General features: G+C 72.7%; 17 protein-coding genes. 9 read left to right on the forward strand and 8 right to left on the reverse strand.

Annotation, left to right across the window (positions count from 1 at the left end):
* Positions 1 to 110: 110 nt before the first annotated feature.
* From PV350_RS15275 to PV350_RS15305, 7 genes are all read left to right on the forward strand, one after another.
* The gene (locus tag PV350_RS15275) at positions 111 to 521 is read left to right on the forward strand and encodes a hypothetical protein (RefSeq protein WP_499509399.1); all 411 of its coding nucleotides are present in this window, start codon (positions 111 to 113) and stop codon (positions 519 to 521) included.
* An 82-nt stretch (positions 522 to 603) separates the two neighbouring features.
* Positions 604 to 792 (forward strand): hypothetical protein, encoded by a 189-nt coding sequence (locus PV350_RS15280; protein ID WP_143681789.1) that lies wholly within the window; start codon positions 604 to 606, stop codon positions 790 to 792.
* Positions 793 to 1137: 345 nt separating this feature from the next.
* Entirely contained in the window at positions 1138 to 1647 is a 510-nt protein-coding gene (locus PV350_RS15285; RefSeq protein WP_499509398.1) for a SigE family RNA polymerase sigma factor, read from the forward strand.
* Between the two features lie 10 nt (positions 1648 to 1657).
* Positions 1658 to 2173: a cellulase gene (locus PV350_RS15290; RefSeq protein ID WP_499509397.1), complete on the forward strand. Its 516-nt coding sequence runs from the start codon at positions 1658 to 1660 to the stop codon at positions 2171 to 2173.
* A gap of 72 nt (positions 2174 to 2245) precedes the next feature.
* Complete coding sequence (locus PV350_RS15295; RefSeq protein ID WP_499509396.1) at positions 2246 to 3487, forward strand: bifunctional glycosyltransferase family 2/GtrA family protein; 1242 nt, start codon at positions 2246 to 2248, stop codon at positions 3485 to 3487.
* A complete protein-coding gene (locus PV350_RS15300) occupies positions 3484 to 4719 on the forward strand; it encodes a putative hexosyltransferase (RefSeq protein ID WP_500334305.1) in 1236 nt (411 codons plus the stop codon). Before PV350_RS15295 ends, PV350_RS15300 begins: the two co-directional genes overlap by 4 nt.
* A 252-nt stretch (positions 4720 to 4971) precedes the next feature.
* Complete coding sequence (locus PV350_RS15305) at positions 4972 to 6333, forward strand: MFS transporter (protein ID WP_500334348.1); 1362 nt, start codon at positions 4972 to 4974, stop codon at positions 6331 to 6333.
* Between the two features lie 70 nt (positions 6334 to 6403).
* On the opposite strand, the gene PV350_RS15310 is transcribed toward PV350_RS15305, so the two are convergent.
* The 4 genes from PV350_RS15310 to PV350_RS15325 all read right to left on the reverse strand — a co-directional run bounded on the left by PV350_RS15310 (position 6404) and on the right by PV350_RS15325 (position 10445).
* Positions 6404 to 7615, reverse strand: coding sequence for a serine hydrolase domain-containing protein (locus PV350_RS15310; protein ID WP_500334307.1), 1212 nt, complete (start codon positions 7613 to 7615; stop codon positions 6404 to 6406).
* A 119-nt stretch (positions 7616 to 7734) separates the two neighbouring features.
* Positions 7735 to 8319, reverse strand: coding sequence for a hypothetical protein (locus PV350_RS15315; protein WP_500334309.1), 585 nt, complete (start codon positions 8317 to 8319; stop codon positions 7735 to 7737).
* A 578-nt stretch (positions 8320 to 8897) separates the two neighbouring features.
* Entirely contained in the window at positions 8898 to 9476 is a 579-nt protein-coding gene (locus tag PV350_RS15320) for a TetR/AcrR family transcriptional regulator (RefSeq protein ID WP_499509392.1), read from the reverse strand.
* Positions 9477 to 9632: 156 nt separating this feature from the next.
* Positions 9633 to 10445, reverse strand: a complete 813-nt coding sequence (locus PV350_RS15325) for a class I SAM-dependent methyltransferase (protein WP_500334311.1) — start codon at positions 10443 to 10445, stop codon at positions 9633 to 9635.
* A gap of 195 nt (positions 10446 to 10640) precedes the next feature.
* Here PV350_RS15325 and PV350_RS15330 point away from each other — a divergent pair, with 195 nt between their 5' ends.
* Entirely contained in the window at positions 10641 to 11138 is a 498-nt protein-coding gene (locus PV350_RS15330) for an ArsR/SmtB family transcription factor (protein ID WP_499509390.1), read from the forward strand.
* A 186-nt stretch (positions 11139 to 11324) separates the two neighbouring features.
* Here PV350_RS15330 and PV350_RS15335 read toward each other — a convergent pair whose 3' ends face one another.
* From PV350_RS15335 to PV350_RS15345, 3 genes are all read right to left on the reverse strand, one after another.
* Positions 11325 to 11978 (reverse strand): class I SAM-dependent methyltransferase, encoded by a 654-nt coding sequence (locus PV350_RS15335; RefSeq protein WP_499509389.1) that lies wholly within the window; start codon positions 11976 to 11978, stop codon positions 11325 to 11327.
* 1250 nt (positions 11979 to 13228) lie between these two features.
* Positions 13229 to 13447 carry a hypothetical protein gene (locus PV350_RS15340; protein ID WP_499509388.1) on the reverse strand — a complete coding sequence of 73 codons (219 nt, stop codon included), beginning with the start codon at positions 13445 to 13447 and terminating at the stop codon, positions 13229 to 13231.
* A 120-nt stretch (positions 13448 to 13567) separates the two neighbouring features.
* Entirely contained in the window at positions 13568 to 14473 is a 906-nt protein-coding gene (locus PV350_RS15345) for a TIGR03619 family F420-dependent LLM class oxidoreductase (protein WP_499509387.1), read from the reverse strand.
* A 317-nt stretch (positions 14474 to 14790) separates the two neighbouring features.
* Between PV350_RS15345 and PV350_RS15350 the strand changes: the two genes are divergently transcribed.
* Positions 14791 to 15612, forward strand: coding sequence for a hypothetical protein (locus PV350_RS15350; protein WP_499509386.1), 822 nt, complete (start codon positions 14791 to 14793; stop codon positions 15610 to 15612).
* Between the two features lie 33 nt (positions 15613 to 15645).
* Here the strand turns inward: PV350_RS15350 and PV350_RS15355 are convergent, their stop codons facing one another.
* Positions 15646 to 18102 carry a SpoIIE family protein phosphatase gene (locus PV350_RS15355; RefSeq protein WP_500334315.1) on the reverse strand — a complete coding sequence of 819 codons (2457 nt, stop codon included), beginning with the start codon at positions 18100 to 18102 and terminating at the stop codon, positions 15646 to 15648.
* Positions 18103 to 18224: the final 122 nt, after the last annotated feature.

Here is an 18224-nt window from a genome sequence, read left to right on the forward strand (position 1 = left end):
CACCAGCATCGCCGCGGACAGGACGGACACAGCGACAGGGCGGACACGCACGACGGCCTCCAGGTCGGATGCGCCGACCGGTGGTCGTCGCATCCGACCTGGAGGCCGTCGTGCGTGTCCGCCCTGTCGCTGTGTCCGTCCTGTCCGCGGCGATGCTGGTGGCCGCGGCGCCCTCCGTGCAGGCCGCCGACGGCTGGACGCCGCACCGCGACGGCGGCCGGAGCGTACGGCTCGCCGTGTACGACTCCGGGCGCGTCGGCCACGCCGTGATCACCATCCACCGGGTCGGGCGCGGCTGGGAGGTCGACGCCCTCGTCACCAAGGAGGTCGACGACCCGGGCTGCATCTACCTCGCCACCGACGACGGTGAGGACGGCGGCCAGGGCCGGGAGATCGGTGCCCAGTGCGGCTCCGCCGACACCACCACCCGCATGATCAGCCACACGGAGTTCCGCCGGCTGGTCCTCGGCTGGGTCGACGGCGACGGCGTCCCCGTCAGCCGGCGCAGCGTCAGGCTCTGACGGCGTGCGCGGTGCCCACCGGTGTCCGCGACCTCGCCGGCACCGCTGGTCCGCGACCGTAGCGATGGGGTACGACTGCACGATGGACTGCGAGCGTTGCCTGGAACCCGTGATCGAGGGCCCCGAGGGCGGCTACGTGTGCGGCCTGTGCCTGTTCACGGTGGAACCCCCCGGGTACAACAAGCGTCGCGAGGAGGGGCTGCGGGCCGTCGCGGCCGAACGCCGCCGCCGTACTCTGGAACGCCGCGCCCGCAAGGGGCTGCCGGTCTGACACGGTGCCCGTCCGGCACGCTGCGGACCGGCCGCCCGACCCGGAGGCCATGGCATGGCCGGCGCGCCACGCCCTCCCGCTGAACGGCCTCGACGCGGGCGCGCCCTCGGCATCGGGCGCTGCCCTGCGCGCGGCCCGGGCCGGGCGTACGGCGCCGGCTCGCCGACCGCCCACTGCATGCGCCCCGCAGGAGTCGCGGTCCTGCCCCGGTCACCGCCGTACCGGCCGGGGACGACGACGCCCTCGCCCGCGTGACCCGGATCACAGGTCTCACCTGCATAGCGGGCCGCCCTCCGGCGTCTTTCCCATGACGTAAGGGCGTGGCGAGACCAGGGGGCGGTGCTGATGGGGGATTCCCGAACCGATGGGGGGTTCGACGAGTTCATGGCAGCCCGGTGGTCCGCCCTGTTCCACCTCGCCCGGCTGCTCACCGGGGGTGACCGGCACCGCGCCGAGGACCTGCTGCAGGAAGCCCTGGTCAAGCTGTGGTTCGCCTGGCCGCGCGTCGCGGACCAGGCGCCCGAGGCCTACGTGCGCAAGGTGATGGCCCGGGCCGCGGCCCGCTCGGCCCGGCGGCGTTGGTGGGGTGAGCGCCCCGTCGAGCACCTGCCGGAACCGCCCGCCGTCGGCGATCTCTCCGCCGCCGTTGCGGAGCGGTCCCGGCTGGAGGCCGCGCTGAGCCAGCTGCCGGCCGGGCAGCGCGCCGCGGTGGTGCTCCGCTACTACCAGGACCTACCGGAGGCGCAGGTCGCGGAGGCCCTGGGGTGCCCGCTCGGCACCGCCAGGTCCCACGCGGCACGCGGCGTGGCACGACTGCGCCGGATCCTGTCGGACGCCATCGAGCCGGTGGGCTGAAGGAGAAGCGATGGACGACTTCGAGCGCGAGCTGTCGCGCATGCTGCGCGACTCCGAGCAGTACACCCCCCTCGAGCCCCGGCACCGGGAACGGCTGCGTGACGGCCTACGGGCCCGCCGCCGCGCCCGCGCCGCCTGGCGGGCCGGCGGGTCGGCCGTCGCGGTGGCCGGCCTCGCCGTCGGACTGGCCCTGCTGCCGGGGGCCTTCGCCATGAACGAGCCCGCCGTCCCGGCCCCGCAGCCGGCCGGCACCCCGCGGGTGACCGGCACGCTCTCCCCGAGCCCCGACGGTCCGGCGAGCACGAGCACGAGCCCGGCTTCCCCGGCCATGGGCGAGGGCGGCGCCTACTCCTCCGCGACCGGTTCGGACGCGCCCTCGCCACCGTCCAGCGGCACCGGAGAGGTTCCCGCCAGCCGGTCCACCGGCGCCGATCCGTACAGCGGCCCCCCGACCGGGACGGCCACGAGCACCGCCACGAGCCCGCCGACCGGGAGCGCTCCGCCCAGCGGAACCCCGACTCCCTGATCCCGGGCCGCCTCCCGCCCGTCCCGCCTGCCTTCGGCATGCCCTGCACCAGTGAACAGAAGCGGACAGAACATGAGGAAAGACCGACCGGTCGCCGTGATGGAGCGCGCACCTCTCCCGGCCCGTCACCCCGACCCCGTCCTCGACGTCGTGGTTCCCGTGCACAACGAGGAGAAGGACCTGGAGCCGTCCGTCCGGCGCCTCCACGCGCACCTGCGCGACACCTTCCCGTACGCCTTCCGCATCACCGTCGCCGACAACGCCAGCACGGACCGCACCCCGCGGATCGCCGCACGCCTCGCGTCGGAGCTGCCCGAGGTGGCGTGGACGCGGCTGGCGGACAAGGGGCGCGGACGGGCGCTGCGCGCCGCCTGGTCGCAGTCGTCCGCACCGGTGCTGGCCTACCTGGACGTGGACCTCTCCACCGACCTCGCGGCGCTGCTTCCCCTGGTCGCGCCCCTGATATCCGGGCACTCCGACATCGCCATCGGCACCCGCCTGGCCCGCGGCTCCCGGGTCGTGCGCGGCCCGAAGCGGGAGATCGTCTCGCGCTGCTACAACGTCCTGCTGCGCTCGACGCTCGCCGTGCGCTTCTCCGACGCCCAGTGCGGCTTCAAGGCCGTGCGCAGCGACGTCGCCGAGCGGCTGCTGCCCCTGGTCCAGGACTCCGGCTGGTTCTTCGATACCGAACTCCTCGTCATCGCCGAACGCGCAGGGCTGCGCATCCACGAGGTCCCCGTCGACTGGGTCGACGATCCCGACAGCCGGGTGCGCATCGTCCCGACCGCCCTGGCCGACCTCCGGGGCATCGCACGCATCGGCCGCGCGCTCGCCACCGGCCGCCTCCCGCTCGCCGAACTGCGCCACGGCCGGGCGGGCACCGAGGCCCAGGCCGGGCTCCTCGCCCAGCTACTGCGCTTCTCGGCCGTCGGAGCCGTCAGCACCCTCGGCTACCTTCTGCTCTACGCGGCGCTGCGGCCACCCGCGGGCCCCCAGGCCGCCAACGCCCTGGCGCTGCTGGCCTGCGCCCTCGCCAACACCGCAGCCAACCGCCGCCTCACCTTCGGCGTACGCGGCCGCTCCGGCGCCGTACGCCACCATGCGCGCGGACTGCTGGCGTTCCTCGTCGGCCTCGCGCTCACCAGCGGCGCGCTGACCGCCCTGCACCATGCGGCGCCGGCCGCCGGCCACCGGGCCGAACTCACCGTGCTCGTCGCCGCCAACCTGGCCACCACACTGCTGCGCTTCCTCCTCTTCCGGTCCTGGGTCTTCCGCGGCCGGCGCGACCGCCGGACGGAATCCACCCCCTCATGACCAGCACGCTCGCCGTCGCCCCGGCCACGACCACCGCCGGCCCGTGTGAGGAGCCGTCCCGCACCGCCCGCTGGGGGCGCGCCGTCGCCGTCTACGGCACGCTCAAGCTCGCCGGTTTCGCCGTCTTCCTGTACCTGCTGGACCACACCGGCGACTTCCGCGCCAAGAACCCGCGCTTCGGCGGCGGCGCCCACCCCTGGGACGTCCTCGCCAGCTGGGACGGCTGGTGGTACCAGCAGATAGCCACCCACGGATACGATCCGGCGCTGGTCCCCGTACCGGGGGCGACCGGCCCGATCACCCTGGAGGGCAACTCGGCCGCCTTCTTCCCGCTCTACCCGGCCGCGATGCGTCTGGCCGCCGAGGTGACCGGCCTCGGCCCGTACGGGGCCGGGATGCTGGTCTCCGTCCTCGCCTCCTTCGTCGCCGCCCTCGGCTTGTACGCCGTCACCGCCCGCCTCGGCGGCCACCGCGCCGGGCTCTGCGCGGCCGGTCTGTGGGCGGTGTGGCCCGGCTCCGGCACCGAGTGGTCCGGCTACTCGGAGTCCCTGTACGTCGCCCTGGCGGTATGGGCCTGCCACGCGGTCATGAACCGCCGCTGGCTCACGGCGGGCCTGCTCACCCTCACCGCGGGCCTGGCCCGGCCCACCGCCACCGCGCTGATCGGCGCCCTCGTCCTGGCCGGACTGCTCGCCCTGCGGCGGCCGCGCGCGGACGGCGTGGCGCGCCCGCTGACCGCGATCGTGGTCGCCCCGCTCGGCCTGTTCGGCTACCTCGGCTGGGTGGGCCACCGGATGGGCGATCCCGCGGGCTACTTCAGGCTGCAGGAAGGTGCCTGGGCCCACACCTTCGACTGGGGCAGGCACACCTTCGAGGTCTTCACCTCGGTACCGGTGGGCCGCTTCGACTACCTGTCCGCGTGCCCGGTCGAGGACATCGTGGGGGTCTGCGTCGTCGTGCTCGCCCTCGCCCTGATCCCGGCCCTCGTGCGGCTGCGGGCGCCGCTCGTCCTGGTCGTGTACACGGTCCTCACCGTCGTCACCGTCCTGGGAACGCAGCAGATCTTCGGCAACGTCTCGCGCTACCTGCTGCCCGCCTTCCCGCTGTTCGTGCCGCCCGCGCTGGCCCTCGCCCGCACCCGGCCCGTCGCGCGGGCCGCGCTGCTGTGCTTCGCCGCGCTGGCCTCCGGCTCGTACGCCGGATACGTGCTCTTCGAGCTGGGCGTTCCGTAGCCCACGGCGATGGTGGTGATCCAGCGCTCCCCCGAGCCCGGCGGCGACCACCACGTACGCGAGCACGACCGCGTCGACGGGCCCCGGGCAGCCGGCCGGCCGGGCATCCGTGACCCGGATTCTCGGCGGGACGTTAGATCTGGGCGCCGGACCTCGTCCGGGCGAGGCGCGGAACCACGTGTTCTGGGCACCTCGCCCCGCCCCCCATCAGGGCCTTTCCCTCTGGAGCCGCCGATGTCGCCGACTTCCGCCATGCCCGCGTCCCCGTCCGCCGAGCAGCGCGGCAAGCGCCGCCTCGCCCTCGTGGGAGGCTCGCTGGGCAATCTCGTCGAGTGGTACGACTGGTTCGTCTACGCCAGCTTCGCCCTCTACTTCGCCGACTCCTTCTTCCCCGGTGACAACCCGACCACCCAGCTGATGAACACCGCCGGCATCTTCGCGGTCGGCTTCCTCATGCGTCCCGTCGGGGGCTGGGTACTGGGCCGCGCCGCCGACCGGCACGGCCGCAAGAGCGCGCTGACCCTCACCGTCACCATGATGTCCGTCGCCGCCCTGCTGATCGCGATCGCCCCGACGTACGGTCAGGCCGGTTACGCCGGCGCGCTCGTCCTGCTGCTCGCGCGACTGCTGCAGGGCATGAGCATCGGCGGCGAGTACGCGGCCAGCGCGACCTACCTCACCGAGGCGTCGGCCCGCAACCGGCGCGGTCTCGGCTCGTCCTTCCAGTACGTCTCGATGACGGCGGGACAGCTCCTGGGCCTGGCGATCCTGATCACCCTGCAGCACGTGCTGACCACGGACCAGTTGCACGACTGGGGCTGGCGCGTCCCCTTCCTGCTGGGCGCGGTCTTCGCCCTCGTCGTCTTCTGGATCCGGCGCAGGCTTGAGGAGACCGACGCCTTCGCCGAGGAGGCCGGCACCCAGGACGACGCCCGCGGCTCGCTCCGGCTGCTGTGGCAGCACCGGCGTCAGGCGCTGCTGGTCATGGCGCTGACCCTGGGCGGCACCGTCGCCTACTACACGTACACCACCTACCTCACCAAGTACCTCATCGGCAGCGCCGGCATGGCCAAGAACACCGCGACGCTGGTCAGTTTCACCGCGCTGTTCGTCTTCGCGCTGCTCCAGCCGCTGGCCGGTGCGCTGTCGGACCGGATCGGCCGCCGGCCACTGTTGATCACCTTCGCCGTGGGATGCACCTTCGGCACCTACCCGATCATGACGGCGCTCGGCTCGGCCTCCTCGTACTGGCCCGCGCTCGGCCTCTCGCTGCTCGCGCTCGTGATCGTCACCGGCTACACCTCGATCAACGCCGCGGTGAAGGCCGAACTGTTCCCGACCCGGGTACGGGCGCTGGGCGTGGCGCTGCCGTACGCGATCGCCAACGCCCTGTTCGGCGGCACCGCGGAGTACGTGGCGCTGTGGTTCAAGGACGCCGGTCACGAGACGGCCTTCTTCTGGTACGTCTCGGCGTGCGCGCTGGTCTCCCTCGTCACCTACGTCCTCATGCCCGACACCAGGAACGCCGCGCTCAGCCGCGCCGAGGAGGCGGCCGGGGACCCGGCGCCGCGGCCCGCACGGTCGCCGGCCGAGGGCGTGGTGCCGCAGGCGTAGTACCGCCCCCACCGAAGTGTGCGGCCCCCGATCCCGGACGCGGCGCCGGGATCGGGAGCTCGGCGGTCGGTCAGCGGCGGACGACCTGCGGGGCTATGTCCTCGGTGAACGCCTCGCTCTCGGAGGACTTGGCGGTGAGGGCCTTGGCGGGGGTGGTGCCGCAGAAGGCGGCTTCCAGCGTGCCGCCGAGGATGGTGTTGACGGTTCCGTTGTTGGAGGTGTTGGCCATGGAGGTCATGCTGCGCTTCCCGTCGGCGGTGGTGAACGCGTAGGTGTAGAAGCCCTGGACGGTGCCGGTGTGGCCGTACACGGTGACGCCGCAGGACAGCTTCCTGGCGCGCAGCCCGAGCCCGTAGGACTGGGTGCCGTCGGCGTTGACCGGGACCATGGTCATCATCTGCTGGAGTTGGGCGGCGGGCACGAGCGTGCCGGAGACCAGCGCGGAGAAGAACCGGTTGAGGTCGTGGGCGTTGGAGATGACCGCGCCGGCGGACTGCGCCCAGGAGACGGTCTGTTCGGTGGAGTCCACCAGCGGCAGCGTGGTGTCGTCGGGCCGCAGGTAACCGTGGGCGTAGGAGCCGGAGATGGTGGTCTGCGGGTGGACGTAGGTGGTGTTCTTCAGGTTCAGGGGCTCGAAGATGCGCCGCTGGTACTGGGTGGCCATCGGCACGCCGGTGACGTGCTCGATGAGTTGCCCCAGGACGACGAAGTTGGTGTTGGAGTAGCTGTAGGCCGCGCCGGGCTCGTTGGTCGGCTCGTGGGCCGTCGACAGGTCGATCAGTTCCTGGTAGGTGAACACCTTGTTCCGTACCGATTCGAAGCCCGGGACGGTGAAGTAGAACATGTCGTTGGTGTAGTCCCACAGGCCGCTGCGGTGGCTGAGCAGATGCCGCACGGTGATCCGGTCGTCCGGCAGCGGCTGGGCCAGGTAGGTGTTCGCCGGTGCGTCGAGGTCGACACGCCCCTCGGCGACCAGTTGCATCAGCACCACCGTGGTGAAGGACTTGCTGACGCTGCCCACCCGGAACCGGCGGTCGGCGTCCATCGCGGTGCGGGCGACGGTGTCCGCCTGCCCGGACGAGATGCGGTAGCTCGTGCTGCCGGAGTCGATACGGGTCAGGGCACCCGGGGCGCCGTTGGCCATCGCCTGCTTCTGCACGGCCAGGACGGCGCTGACGGAAGGGGCGGGCAGGGATGAGGTGGCCGCGCCGGCGGGGGAGGCGGCCAGGACGGCCGTCGCGGTGCAGCCTGCGAGCACGATGCCCGCGTTCTTGATGCGCATGGTGGACTTTCTGGTCGGGGAACAGGTGACCGGTGGGGGGCGTCGCCTGACGCGGCGACTGCGGGCCCGGGAACGCGGGGACCCGGATCGTGCCGGGTCCTCCCGCCGGTGGCGAGGCGTCAGCCGATGGCCAGGGTGGCGAGGGGGCGGTGGCCCGCGTCGAAGACGGTGACGCTGTGTATGAAGGGGCTCCCCGGCAGCGGGGGAGAGGAAGGAAGGGGGCTGGTGGCGTACCAGGCGCCCCAGCCGGGGTGCCCGGGGAGCCGGACGACGGTGCCGGTGACCGCGCCGAGGCCGGTGACGACCCTGACCGTGGCCGCGTCGGCGGCGTCGTCCGGGGTGACGTACACCCCGGACAGGAAGTACCGGTCGCCCACCGTCTCGGCTTGCAGGCTCACGCTGGGCCGCGTGGGATCGATGTTGCCGTCGACCACGCTGCGGAACTGGTCCGGCTGGTCGGGAGTGGACCAGTGCTTGCCCTCCTCGGTGAGCCACAGGACCACCCCGGGAGCCGCGTTGACGCGCTCACCGGGCGATACGACCCGCGCCCACCCGCCCTTCGTGGCGGGGGCGCCGGCGGCCGCGGTGGCCTGTGACGTACCCGTGGACGCCGTGGACGGCGCCACCGCGTAGGCCACTGTCGGCACCCCTGCCAGAAGGGCCGCCGTCATCGTGGCCGTCGCTAACTTCTTCATCCGGGTCATGGACGAGACTCCTTGCAGACTGTCAAACGAACGCACCGGGGGCTCACATGCCCCCTCAACCTCTCAGACCACGGTTCGGCGAAGATCGGTTGACAGAACGCGCAGACTTTCCGGGTCGGCGGTGGTGCGCCACCCGCCGCGTCGGAACCGCCACGGCCTGGACAGGGGGCGTCCACGGATGCACGCGCCACCGGTCGAGGACGCCGACCGCACGGCCCACGCCCAGCGCGGCCACACCGCTGGGCGTGGGCCGGGCCTTGGACGCCCTGCGGTTCGTGCACGAGGCGGGGTTCGTCCTGCTCGACCTCGAACTGCCGTACCTGGACAGGCTGGAGCTGCTGCGGCGGCTGCGTACCGTCTGAGGTGGCCTGCGTGCTTCGTCGACACCCCGTCCAGGTCGACGAATGGCCCCCGGTCATCGACCTGGTCAGCGGGGCGCGGGGAACCCGTTTCCACGGGAGGGCCGGGACTTCCCGTCGAGCTCACGCTCCGCGGCCGCGGTCCGGCTTCGGCGCCGCGTCGATCAGGTCCGCGGCAGCCCCCGTACCCCGGACGGTCGTTGAGGCGTCCCGCGGCGGTCAGCGGCAGAGTGCCCGCAGCACCATGTCCGCGTAGCGGTGCCAGACCGATGGTTCGCGTTCCTCGAGCCGCACCAGCTGCAGGGCCGCGCCGCACAGGAGCACCCGCAGATCCAGTGGCGTGGTGTCCTCGCGCAGCGTCCCCGCCGCACGCGCGGTCTCCATGGCCTCGGTCAGCGACTCCAGGACCGACACGGCGGCCGGGGACGCCCCGTCCGCCAGGCGCTCGGCGAGCAGGCGGTCGTGGGCCAGGACGTCGAAGAGCGCACACACATGGCGGCGGAAGACCTCGTCGGGGCCGGTCTCGTCCCGGGCCTCCGCGGTGCGCCGCTCGAGCTCCTCCAGGCTCAGCCGGGTGATCGTCTCCAGCAGGTCCTCCTTGGTGGGGAAGCTCCGGTAGACGGTCGCCTTGCCGACCTGGGCCCGCGCCGCGATCTGGGGGACGGTGGCCAGGGTGCCGCGTTCGCGGAAGACGTCGACCGCGGCGGCGACCACGCGCTCGTGGTTGCGGCGGGCGTCCGCCCTTCGCGGTGACGTGGACGTCTGCCGGTCCGGGTCGGGCGGGTTCACAGGGCTCATGGGACGGGTGGCCTGTCTGGGTTCGATGAGGGGTTCGGCCCCCGGGTCCGGTGGCCCATGGTATCGGACCCGCGAGTCCGTTTCATGGCGGTGGGTGTGTGCGTACGAAGTACCGAGTGCCTCTGGGGCGGCGATCGGGCCCTCGGGGGGAGGGGGTCAGGCCTTGCTGAGGACGAAGAACAGGAAGCACAGGAACTTGCCGGACCGCTTCTGCGCGAAGAGTTCGGGGAACCGTTCGCGGGCGCCGGGTGCCGGGGCCGGTTCGCTGATGAGGTCGATCCGGAAGCCGGCCGCGGTGAACGCGTCGGTGATCGCGTGCAATGGCCGGTCCCAGAAGGTCATCAGGTGCTTGGCGCCGCCGAGTTCCCACATCTCGGAGCTGGAGCGGGTCGCGAAGTAGTCGGTTCCGGGCGGTGCCGCCATCTGGCTGACGAAGGGGTGGTTGACGGACACGATGAGCCGGCCGCCGGGCTTCAGTACGCGCCGCAGTTCGGCCAGGGCCGTCGTCCAGTCCTCCAGGTAGTGCAGGACCAGGGAGGCGACGACGTCGTCGAATCCGGAGTCGGCGAACGGCAGCGGGCCCCCCAGTTCGGCGCGTTCCAGCACCACGCCGTCGCCGAGCCGTCGCCGGGCCAGCGCCAGCATCCCGGCACTGGAGTCGAAGCCGGCCACGACGGCGCCCCGCTCGCGCAGCGCCTCGGCCACCGGGCCGGCACCGCAGCCGGCGTCAAGGATCCGGCGGCCCGCCACGTCACCGGCCAGGTCCACGATCGCGGGGCGCGCGTAGTAGGCGTTGATCAGGCTGGTCTCGTTCTCGGCCGCGTACGCCTCGGCGAAGCGGTCGTAGTCGTTCGCCGTCTCTCCCGGCCCCGGGGGAGCCTCTACGGGACTGATCCAGGACACCGCCCTGGGCGCCCGGGCGTCCGCCTGTCCGGCGGGACCCTCGGGAGCGGCGGGTCCGCCGGTCATTCCGGGATGGTTCGGCATGGTCGACCCCGTTCGCTCGGACTGCGGTGGACGTGAGGGGAGTTGCGCGGATCGGCCGGAGGGCCCTCAGGGGGCCGTGAAAGCCACAGCGGTACCCTGGATGAGTGATTTGGTTTTGTCAATCACTTGCGCTCCGACCCTTCAACGGGCTGCCGGCACTTCAGTAGGCTGCCGGTCATGACCGAACGCCGGCCGGCGACCGACGCGGAGGCGAAGGCACTCGCCTCCGCCCTCCGCCTGCGCATCCTGCGTATCTGCGCGCGGGAGCCGCGCACGAACAAGGAGATCGCGGCGATCCTCGGCCGTGATCCGGCCAGCGTGCTGCACCACACCAGGACGCTGGTCCGCACCGGGTTCCTGGAGGCGCAGGAGGAACGGCGCGGGGCGCGCGGCGCACGGGAGATTCCCTATCTGTCGACGCGCAAGACCTGGCACATCGAGGCGCCGGCGCAGGACCGGTCGATGCTCGACGCGTTCCTGGAGGAACTCGCCCTCGTCCCCGCGGCCGAGGCCGAGGGCACCAGGATGGGGCTGCGCCTGCCACCGCCGCAGATGGATGAGTTCCGCGCCCGGCTCCATGATCTGCTGGAGGAGTTCGCCACCCGCCCGGACGACCCGGCCGCGCCCGCCTGGTCGCTCTTCCTGGTGGTGCACCCCGACCCGAACCGGCCCTGACGACGGTGTCCGGCGCATCACCCCGCCCATGTCCAGCGCAACGCGCCGACCATCAGAAGGTCACAAGATCCGCCGGGCAAGCGCCCAACTGATCGTTTCACAATGGGGACGACCCAGCGCTCTGACCGCCCGCGCCGTGATCGTCGGCGGTCCAGCCGAGCGGTCTCACCCCGGGAACGAGCCCCGTCAGGGCGTTTCGGGCTTGCGGGCCAGGAGGCAGGCGTGCGGTCTGTTCACGCGTCCGCCGGGCTCCTGTTCCAGCTTCGCGGTGACGACGAGTCCGGCCTGCTCCAGCAGGTCGACCATGCGGTCCAGGGGCAGGAGGTACGACTCGTAGGACACCGGACGGCCATAGCGGTGCGTCGGCTGCAGCCGCTCATCGCCGACGTAGTCTCCCCAGAGCAGGTAGCCGCCGGGCGCGAGCGTGCGGTGGAACTCGGCGAACACATCCGGCAGCCACCGTGGGGGCGTGTGATGGGTGGAGTACCAGGCCAGGATGCCGCCGAGCTCGTCGTCCCTCATCTCCAGCGCGGTCATCGAGCCCTCGGTGAACCGCAGGTTCGGATAGGCCTGCCGCGCCAGCCCGATCATCTTCGGCGACAGATCGACGCCGAAAGCGGACACCCCCAGCCCGGCCAGGTGCGCCGTCACGCGGCCGGGGCCGCACCCCAGGTCCGCGACCGGCCCGAGACCGGCCGTCCGCACCAGTTCGGCGAATCCCGCCAGCATCGCGCGTGACGGCGGGTCCATCGCGGCTGGAGGCGGGACGCGTTCGACGTAATCGGCGGCGACCGTGTCGTACGACTCGCGGACGGCGGTCAGGAAGGAGGGCTCGGCCATGCGGGCGACCCTAGACCAGACAACTGACAGACCATGGCGCGACCTTCAGCTGACCTGCGCGACATCCACCGCGGCCGACACCCAGCCGTCACACCACACCGGTGATCGTTTGCGGTCACGGCACGATTGCCGGTGCGCCCACGGTGGCACCGCCATCCCGGGGCTCCCGGTGCCGGACCGGGTCGCACCGGCGTGCATCGATACGCCCCAGGCGATCACCGAAGGTGAGTCCCTACCGTGAACTCCTGCGGCCCCGACCGTCCCGGCAGCCCACCCGCTACCTTCCTCACATGGAACGGGCCATCATCCTGGGGAGCCTCGCCGCGGGCGGAGCCGACACCGCCCCGCAGCGGCTCACCGAACTTGCCGCCGAACTCGGCATACCGGCCGCCGACCTTCTCGTAGTGGCAGGCCGGCCGGTGCCGGCGGAATTCCTGCCTCCGGAGCGCGACGCCAGGGTCATGAGGCAGTTCGCATACCGCGTCAGTTACTGCGACCACTCCCAGATCGCCGCGCTGGAGGCATTCGTCCGCTCACTGCCCCGCGTCACCGCTCGGACCCTTCGTGCAGCCGGCGTGGCCGGCCCGACGTCCCGCCGAGACCAGGCTTGCCGCCGTGCTCGGCGCGCTGATCCGCAATCGCGGCTTCGGCATCCGCGAACTGCCGTTCATGGGACTGTCCCTCAGCACGCTGTACCGGATGGTGTCGCGCTGGGACCCGAGTCCGCACCGCCGGCAGCAGCTGTCTGGCGTAGCGGGTCCGCTGGGCTGGACCCTGCCCGATCTCTTGCCCGTCGCCTGGACGTACGGCCCCGGAACGGTCCTGAGCGGGTCGTCGGCGATGCCCCGTGCCCGGTCCAGCGCGTCCGCTTGCCGTCGCAGTCGCTGCACGAACTCCACGTCCGGCTGCGCGGCGGAGAACCGGGCCGCCCGCCGGTCGGGGCGGCCAGGCCCCTCTTGACCAGGGACGCGAGCGCTCGGTCGGACGTCTCCGTCGAGAGGCCCACCACGGCCGCGACGCGGTCCCGCGAGACCGGTCCGGCCGTGACCAGCATCCTGTACACGCTGTCTTCGACGCAGAGGGCGTCATCTGTTGTCTCGGGCATGTGAATCTCTTCCGGGGAGTGCCGTGCATCGGGGGTGTCTGACAACGTTGTCTCATCGAAGCGTCATGCGTGCGTACGCAATTAAATGGAAGGTGGGCGGCCGACAGGTCCAACCCTGTCGGCCGGGGGTGTGGGGGGATTGGATTCAGACCAGGGGGCGGACCCTGCCGCGGCGGGACGCCGCTGTGGCGACCGCCGTCATGCAGGGGGTGCAGTACTCGTCGCGGTAGTCGTCGTCGGGTGCCGGAACGGGCCTGCCGGCGAGCGCACGGCCGCACAGGGTGCTTCCGTCAAGCCGGAGTACGTGCCACAACTGGGCGGATCCGGATTCCGTCGCTATGGGTTCGGCGCGCATGTCGTACATCGGCGACCTCCCACTCGAACGCGTATGCGGTCACGCTCATGAGACGCCGCCCGCCCCGAAGCCGCGACCGAGAGGCCGCCGAACGGGTGAATCGCGCAGGGTGACGGGACGCGCCTGGCATCAGCCGCGCCGGACCAGTGCCAGCAGATCCGTGACGAGTTCGAGCGAGGCGTCGACGTGGGGGAGGGACATGGACTCCACCATGAAGTGCTCGATGCCCGTCCGGTCGGCGAGCGACTTGATGGCGTCCGCGACCCGGGTCAGCGGGGTCCCCTCCACGACGTTGACCCGCATGACCGTGTCCAGCAGCGAGGGGTCGCGTCCCGCCGCACCGGCGGACTCGTCGATCAGGGCGCGCTGCGCCAGTACGGTGTCGGCGTCCACGAAGACGGGCACGACGCACGCCGGCAGCCAGCCGTCCGCACGCTCACCGATGCGCTTGAGCGCGGCGGGGGCCCCGCTCGGCGCGCCGAGGTAGAAGGGAGGGCGGGGCTTCTGTACGGGCTTCAACGGCGCGTACTGCAGCGGAAGCTCCAGGTGGCGGCCGTGGTACTCCACCGGGTCCTGGGTCCAGAGCAGTTCGAGGGCGTCCAGCGTCTCGTCGGTCCGGGCGCCGCGCTTGGTGAAGTCCACGTTCGCCGCCGTGAATTCCTCGGGTGACCAGCCGACGCCGAAGCCGGGGATGAGCCGCCCACCGCTGATCCGGTCGATCGTGGTCAGACTGCGGGCGAGCGGTGCGGGCGCGTAGACCGGCGCGATGAGGACGTTGGTGCCCAACTGCACCTGCTCGGTCGCGGCCGCCGCGACACCGAGCAGAACGAAGGGGTCGGCCGCGGTCCGGTACTCCACCGGGATCGTGGTGCCGGGGCCGGTGGCCCCGATCGTGGGGTTCACGGCGGCGAAGTGCCGGTCGCCCGCCCACAGGCTCGCCGCACCGGCCTTCTCCGCCTCCCGGGCGAACTCGGCCGCCCGGTCGACCTGATGGGCCACGTCGTGCAGGTACGGAAGCGCAAACCCGATCTTCATGGAAACCCTTCGTTCGCCTTGGGGGCATGCCGGACACGGCCGTTGCCACGTCAGGAGCCCGCGACGAAGCCGTAGGCCGTGCCCAGCCTGCTGTCCCGCCGTCCGGGGGTGAAGGCACTGGCGTTCCTGGGAGTGCCGGGACCACCCGGCACCGTCATGACGAGGCGACTGGTCCCCCCGCTGCCAGGACCGCCGGGGCACTGCCACCGGGGGCGGGGGGCGTGCACAGTGGGGTTCACCCAGGGAACAGCCGCCCTCCGGAGGCCGCGCGCCTCCACGCGGCCTCCCGGGAACGTGATGCGGAAGGACTCTCCCCCATGCAGTCGCAGGGACGACTCGTGCTCGCCGGCGCCGAGAGGGGCGCCGGCCCTCGGGACCGCGCCGGGAAGGCGCACCTCCCGGGGCCCGCTACCGCCCTGGACGAGGTCTTCGCGACCTACGAGGCGCGGGGGCACGCCCGACCGGGCACGGCGTGGGCCGACTTCGTGCGCGGTTTCCACTGGGCCGTGCCGCTCCCGCAGGCCGAACCCGCCGAGGGCGACCCGCGGACGGTGCCCAGGGCCCGGGCGACCGAAGGAGGCCATGTGCTCTCGGGGGCGTGGCGCCTCGCGCCGTCCGCCCGGGAAGCGCGCTGGGTTGCGCTGCCGGCCCTGGTGGAGCGGGGCCGGCAGGTGTTCGTCGTACGCCGCGGACAAGGCGCAGAGAACGGCGGCGGCTACCGGCTGCACGAGCTGTTCGTCCCCGCCGGGTTGACGAGTGCGGCCACGGGCACCCCGCTGCGCAGCGCGGACGCGCCCTACGCGTGGATCGCGGCGACGGGGACGGCCTTCGGCTCCGCCCGGCGGCTGCTCGCGGAGGGGACGACGGCGCACCTCGCGGCGCTGCTGGAACGGGAACGCGGCGCGTTGCACGCCCACTTGCGGAACGCGCCGCTGGTCGCGGGTGGGGACGGGAACCTGGCGGAGCGGGTCGACAGGGCCGCCCACCTCGTGCGCGAGGTCTACGCGGCCTGCTGCGAGGAGGGTCCGGACGGGCTCCCGCACCGGCCGGCGACCCTGCTCACCGCGGGCGCGCCGCTGCTGCAGTTCCTGCGCTTCGCCACCGAGCTGCTGCCGCCGTCGGGTGCCGGCGGCGGCTGACCGGCGCACCGCGGGGCGCTGCGGCCCCGGTGTTCAGGCGGCCGGTACGGGCTCCAGGGTCTGCTCGGCCCAGATGGTCTTGCCGACCAGCGCGTACCGGGTGCCCCAGCGATGGGAGCACTGCGCCACCAGGAAGAGCCCGCGTCCGCCCTCGTCGGTGGTGGCCGCCCGGCGGATGTGGGGCGACGTGCTCGCCGCGTCGCTGACCTCGCAGATGAGTGTCCGGTCGAGGATCAGGCGCAGCCGGATCGGGTCGTGGCCGTGCCGGATGGCGTTGGTGATGAGCTCGCTGACGATGAGTTCGGTGGCGAAGGCCAGGTGTTCCAGCCCCCACAGGTCGAGCTGCCGCAGCACCAGCGAGCGCATGTCGCGGACGGCCGCCGGGACGGGGGGCACGGTCCACGTGGCCAGCTTCCCCGGGTCGAGGGGGCGGGTCCTGGCCAGCAGCAGGGCCAGGCCGTCCTCCATCGTGAGCTGGGCGGCGACCAGGTCGGAGATGGCGCGGCACGTCTCCTCGATCGGGCGGGCCCGGTCGGCGACGACGGTGCTGAGGCGGGCGGCGAGCGTCTCGGACGTGTCCGTGGCGCGCTGGAGGCTGTGGCTGGAGAACACCAGGGTGCTGCCTTCGGCGAGTTCCAGGTCCAGCGGCTCGAACACCGGGTCCCCCTGGCCGAGGGGGTTGTTGACCGGCACATCGGGGATCACCACGTCCCCGCTCCGGCCGACGACGGCCGGCGGGGGATGTCCGGCACTGGCCATCACGCACCGCCGCGAGACGGGGTCGTAGATGGCGTACAGGCAGGTCGAGCCCTTGAGGCCCTCCACCACGGGCGCGGACCCGGTGGCGTGTTCGCGCTCCAGGAGCCGCGGCACCATGTCGTCGATCTGCCCGAGCAACTCGTCAGGCGTGAGGTCCACTTGGGCCAGCGTGCGGATCGCGGAGCAGATGTGCCCCATGCACGCGGCCGCCTGGAACCCCGTGCCCGGCACCGCGCCCACGACCAGGGCGACCCGGGTACCGGACAGCGGGATCACGTCGAACCAGTCGCCGCTCACCCCCGCGTGCACCCGCGACGGCCGGTAGTGCTGCGCCACCTCGACCGCGCTCTGCTCCGGGACGCTGCGCGGCAGCATGCTCGCGTGGAGGGTGAGGGCGGCCGTGTGCTCGTTGGTGTAGCGGCGGGCGTTGTCCAGGCAGACGGCGGCGCGCGCGACGATGTCCTGGGCGAGGACGAGGTCGTCGGGCTCGAAGGGTTCCGTGCCGCGACCCCGGTACAGGTGCACCAGGCCCAGGGTCGCGTCCCGCGCGCGCAGCGGTACGAGGATCAAGGAGTCGATCCCGTACCTGAGCATCGTCCTGACGCGCTGGTCGTCGGTGTCCCGCAGCCAGGGGGCACCGGGGTCGACCACGGGGATCAGCCGCGGCCGGCCGTCGGCGAGGCTCTGCACGTGCGGTGAGTCGGGGGGATAGTCCTGCCGTTCGCCGGGTTTCCTGAGCCCGCTGATGACGTCGGGGTCGACGGCCGTGCGGGCGAGGGAACGCAGCGCGACGGGCCCGGAGCCCATCGGCTCCGGTTCCGCGCCTTCCATGACGTCGTCGAGGAGGTCGATCGTCGCCACGTCCGCGAGCCGCGGAACGAGCACCTCCACGAGTTCCTCCGCCGTGCACCGCATGTCCAGCGTGGTGCCGATGCGCATCGCGGCCTCGTCGAGGAGCGCCAGGCGCTCCTTGGTCCGGTGGCGGTCCGTGATGTCGATGATCAGATCGGTGACCCCGAGGACCTCGCCGCCCGGCGCGGTCAGGACGACGGAGGAGACGTGCCAGACGTGGTCCCGGTGCGGATCGGCCGACGTGCGTCCTTGGTGGACGGCGTTGACGACCGGCCGGCCGCTCTCCAGGACCCCTTTGAGCCTGCGCTCGATCGCCATGGCGTCGAGTCCGGGCAGGACCTCGCCGACGGGCCGGCCGAGGGCCTTCGCCGCGGGGAACCCGTGGATGCGTTCCAGCGCGGCGTTGACCCGTACGAAGCGCAGGTTCCGGTCGTACACGGCGATGCCGATGGGCGCCTGGGTGAAGAGGGCCTCCAGGATCGCCTCGCCCTCCGCGAGGGCCGAAGGGGTTGCCGGGACCGCGACGACCGCGGTGCCCCCGCCGTCGCGCCCTCCCGGTTCGAGCAACGGCGACATGTGGAGGACGACGTCGGGGGGGCCGCCGTCACGGCGGCGCGTGAGCACGGCACGACGGCCCGAGGAGGACGCCCGCCCGGGTGCTCCGTCGGCATGCCCCGGGGATCCGGCGAACGCCTCCGGCCACAACTCGGCTGCCGGGCGTCCGACGACGTCCGCGGCGCGGCAGCCGAAGAGCCGTTCGGCGGCGGCACTCCATGCGGAGACGACGCCGTCGTCATCGAGGACGAATCCGGCGACGTCCTCGTCGCCGGACGATCCTGAGGGGCGGCGTCCGTAAGGAGCCTCGGAGGGATTGCCCATTCTCATGTCCTGTCACGCAAGGTGACGATCCCGGCCGTCCCGGGACGCCCCGGGCGCCCGCGAGACGCCTGCCGGCTCACGGCCGCACCACAACTCAGGCTACCGAGACCCGCCGACACGCG

Source organism: Streptomyces sp. PA03-6a (genome assembly GCF_033792765.1).
Lineage (GTDB): Bacteria > Actinomycetota > Actinomycetes > Streptomycetales > Streptomycetaceae > Actinacidiphila.

Coding starts and splice junctions, on each gene's coding strand:
- PV350_RS15280 (WP_143681789.1), top strand. CDS start 604: ATGGACTGCGAGCGTTGCCTGGAACCCGTGATCGAGGGCCCCGAGGGC.
- PV350_RS15285 (WP_499509398.1), top strand. CDS start 1,138: ATGGGGGATTCCCGAACCGATGGGGGGTTCGACGAGTTCATGGCAGCC.
- PV350_RS15290 (WP_499509397.1), top strand. CDS start 1,658: ATGGACGACTTCGAGCGCGAGCTGTCGCGCATGCTGCGCGACTCCGAG.
- PV350_RS15295 (WP_499509396.1), top strand. CDS start 2,246: ATGAGGAAAGACCGACCGGTCGCCGTGATGGAGCGCGCACCTCTCCCG.
- PV350_RS15300 (WP_500334305.1), top strand. CDS start 3,484: ATGACCAGCACGCTCGCCGTCGCCCCGGCCACGACCACCGCCGGCCCG.
- PV350_RS15305 (WP_500334348.1), top strand. CDS start 4,972: ATGCCCGCGTCCCCGTCCGCCGAGCAGCGCGGCAAGCGCCGCCTCGCC.
- PV350_RS15310 (WP_500334307.1), bottom strand. CDS start 7,615: ATGCGCATCAAGAACGCGGGCATCGTGCTCGCAGGCTGCACCGCGACG.
- PV350_RS15315 (WP_500334309.1), bottom strand. CDS start 8,319: ATGACCCGGATGAAGAAGTTAGCGACGGCCACGATGACGGCGGCCCTT.
- PV350_RS15320 (WP_499509392.1), bottom strand. CDS start 9,476: ATGAGCCCTGTGAACCCGCCCGACCCGGACCGGCAGACGTCCACGTCA.
- PV350_RS15325 (WP_500334311.1), bottom strand. CDS start 10,445: ATGACCGGCGGACCCGCCGCTCCCGAGGGTCCCGCCGGACAGGCGGAC.
- PV350_RS15330 (WP_499509390.1), top strand. CDS start 10,641: ATGACCGAACGCCGGCCGGCGACCGACGCGGAGGCGAAGGCACTCGCC.
- PV350_RS15335 (WP_499509389.1), bottom strand. CDS start 11,978: ATGGCCGAGCCCTCCTTCCTGACCGCCGTCCGCGAGTCGTACGACACG.
- PV350_RS15340 (WP_499509388.1), bottom strand. CDS start 13,447: ATGTACGACATGCGCGCCGAACCCATAGCGACGGAATCCGGATCCGCC.
- PV350_RS15345 (WP_499509387.1), bottom strand. CDS start 14,473: ATGAAGATCGGGTTTGCGCTTCCGTACCTGCACGACGTGGCCCATCAG.
- PV350_RS15350 (WP_499509386.1), top strand. CDS start 14,791: ATGCAGTCGCAGGGACGACTCGTGCTCGCCGGCGCCGAGAGGGGCGCC.
- PV350_RS15355 (WP_500334315.1), bottom strand. CDS start 18,102: ATGGGCAATCCCTCCGAGGCTCCTTACGGACGCCGCCCCTCAGGATCG.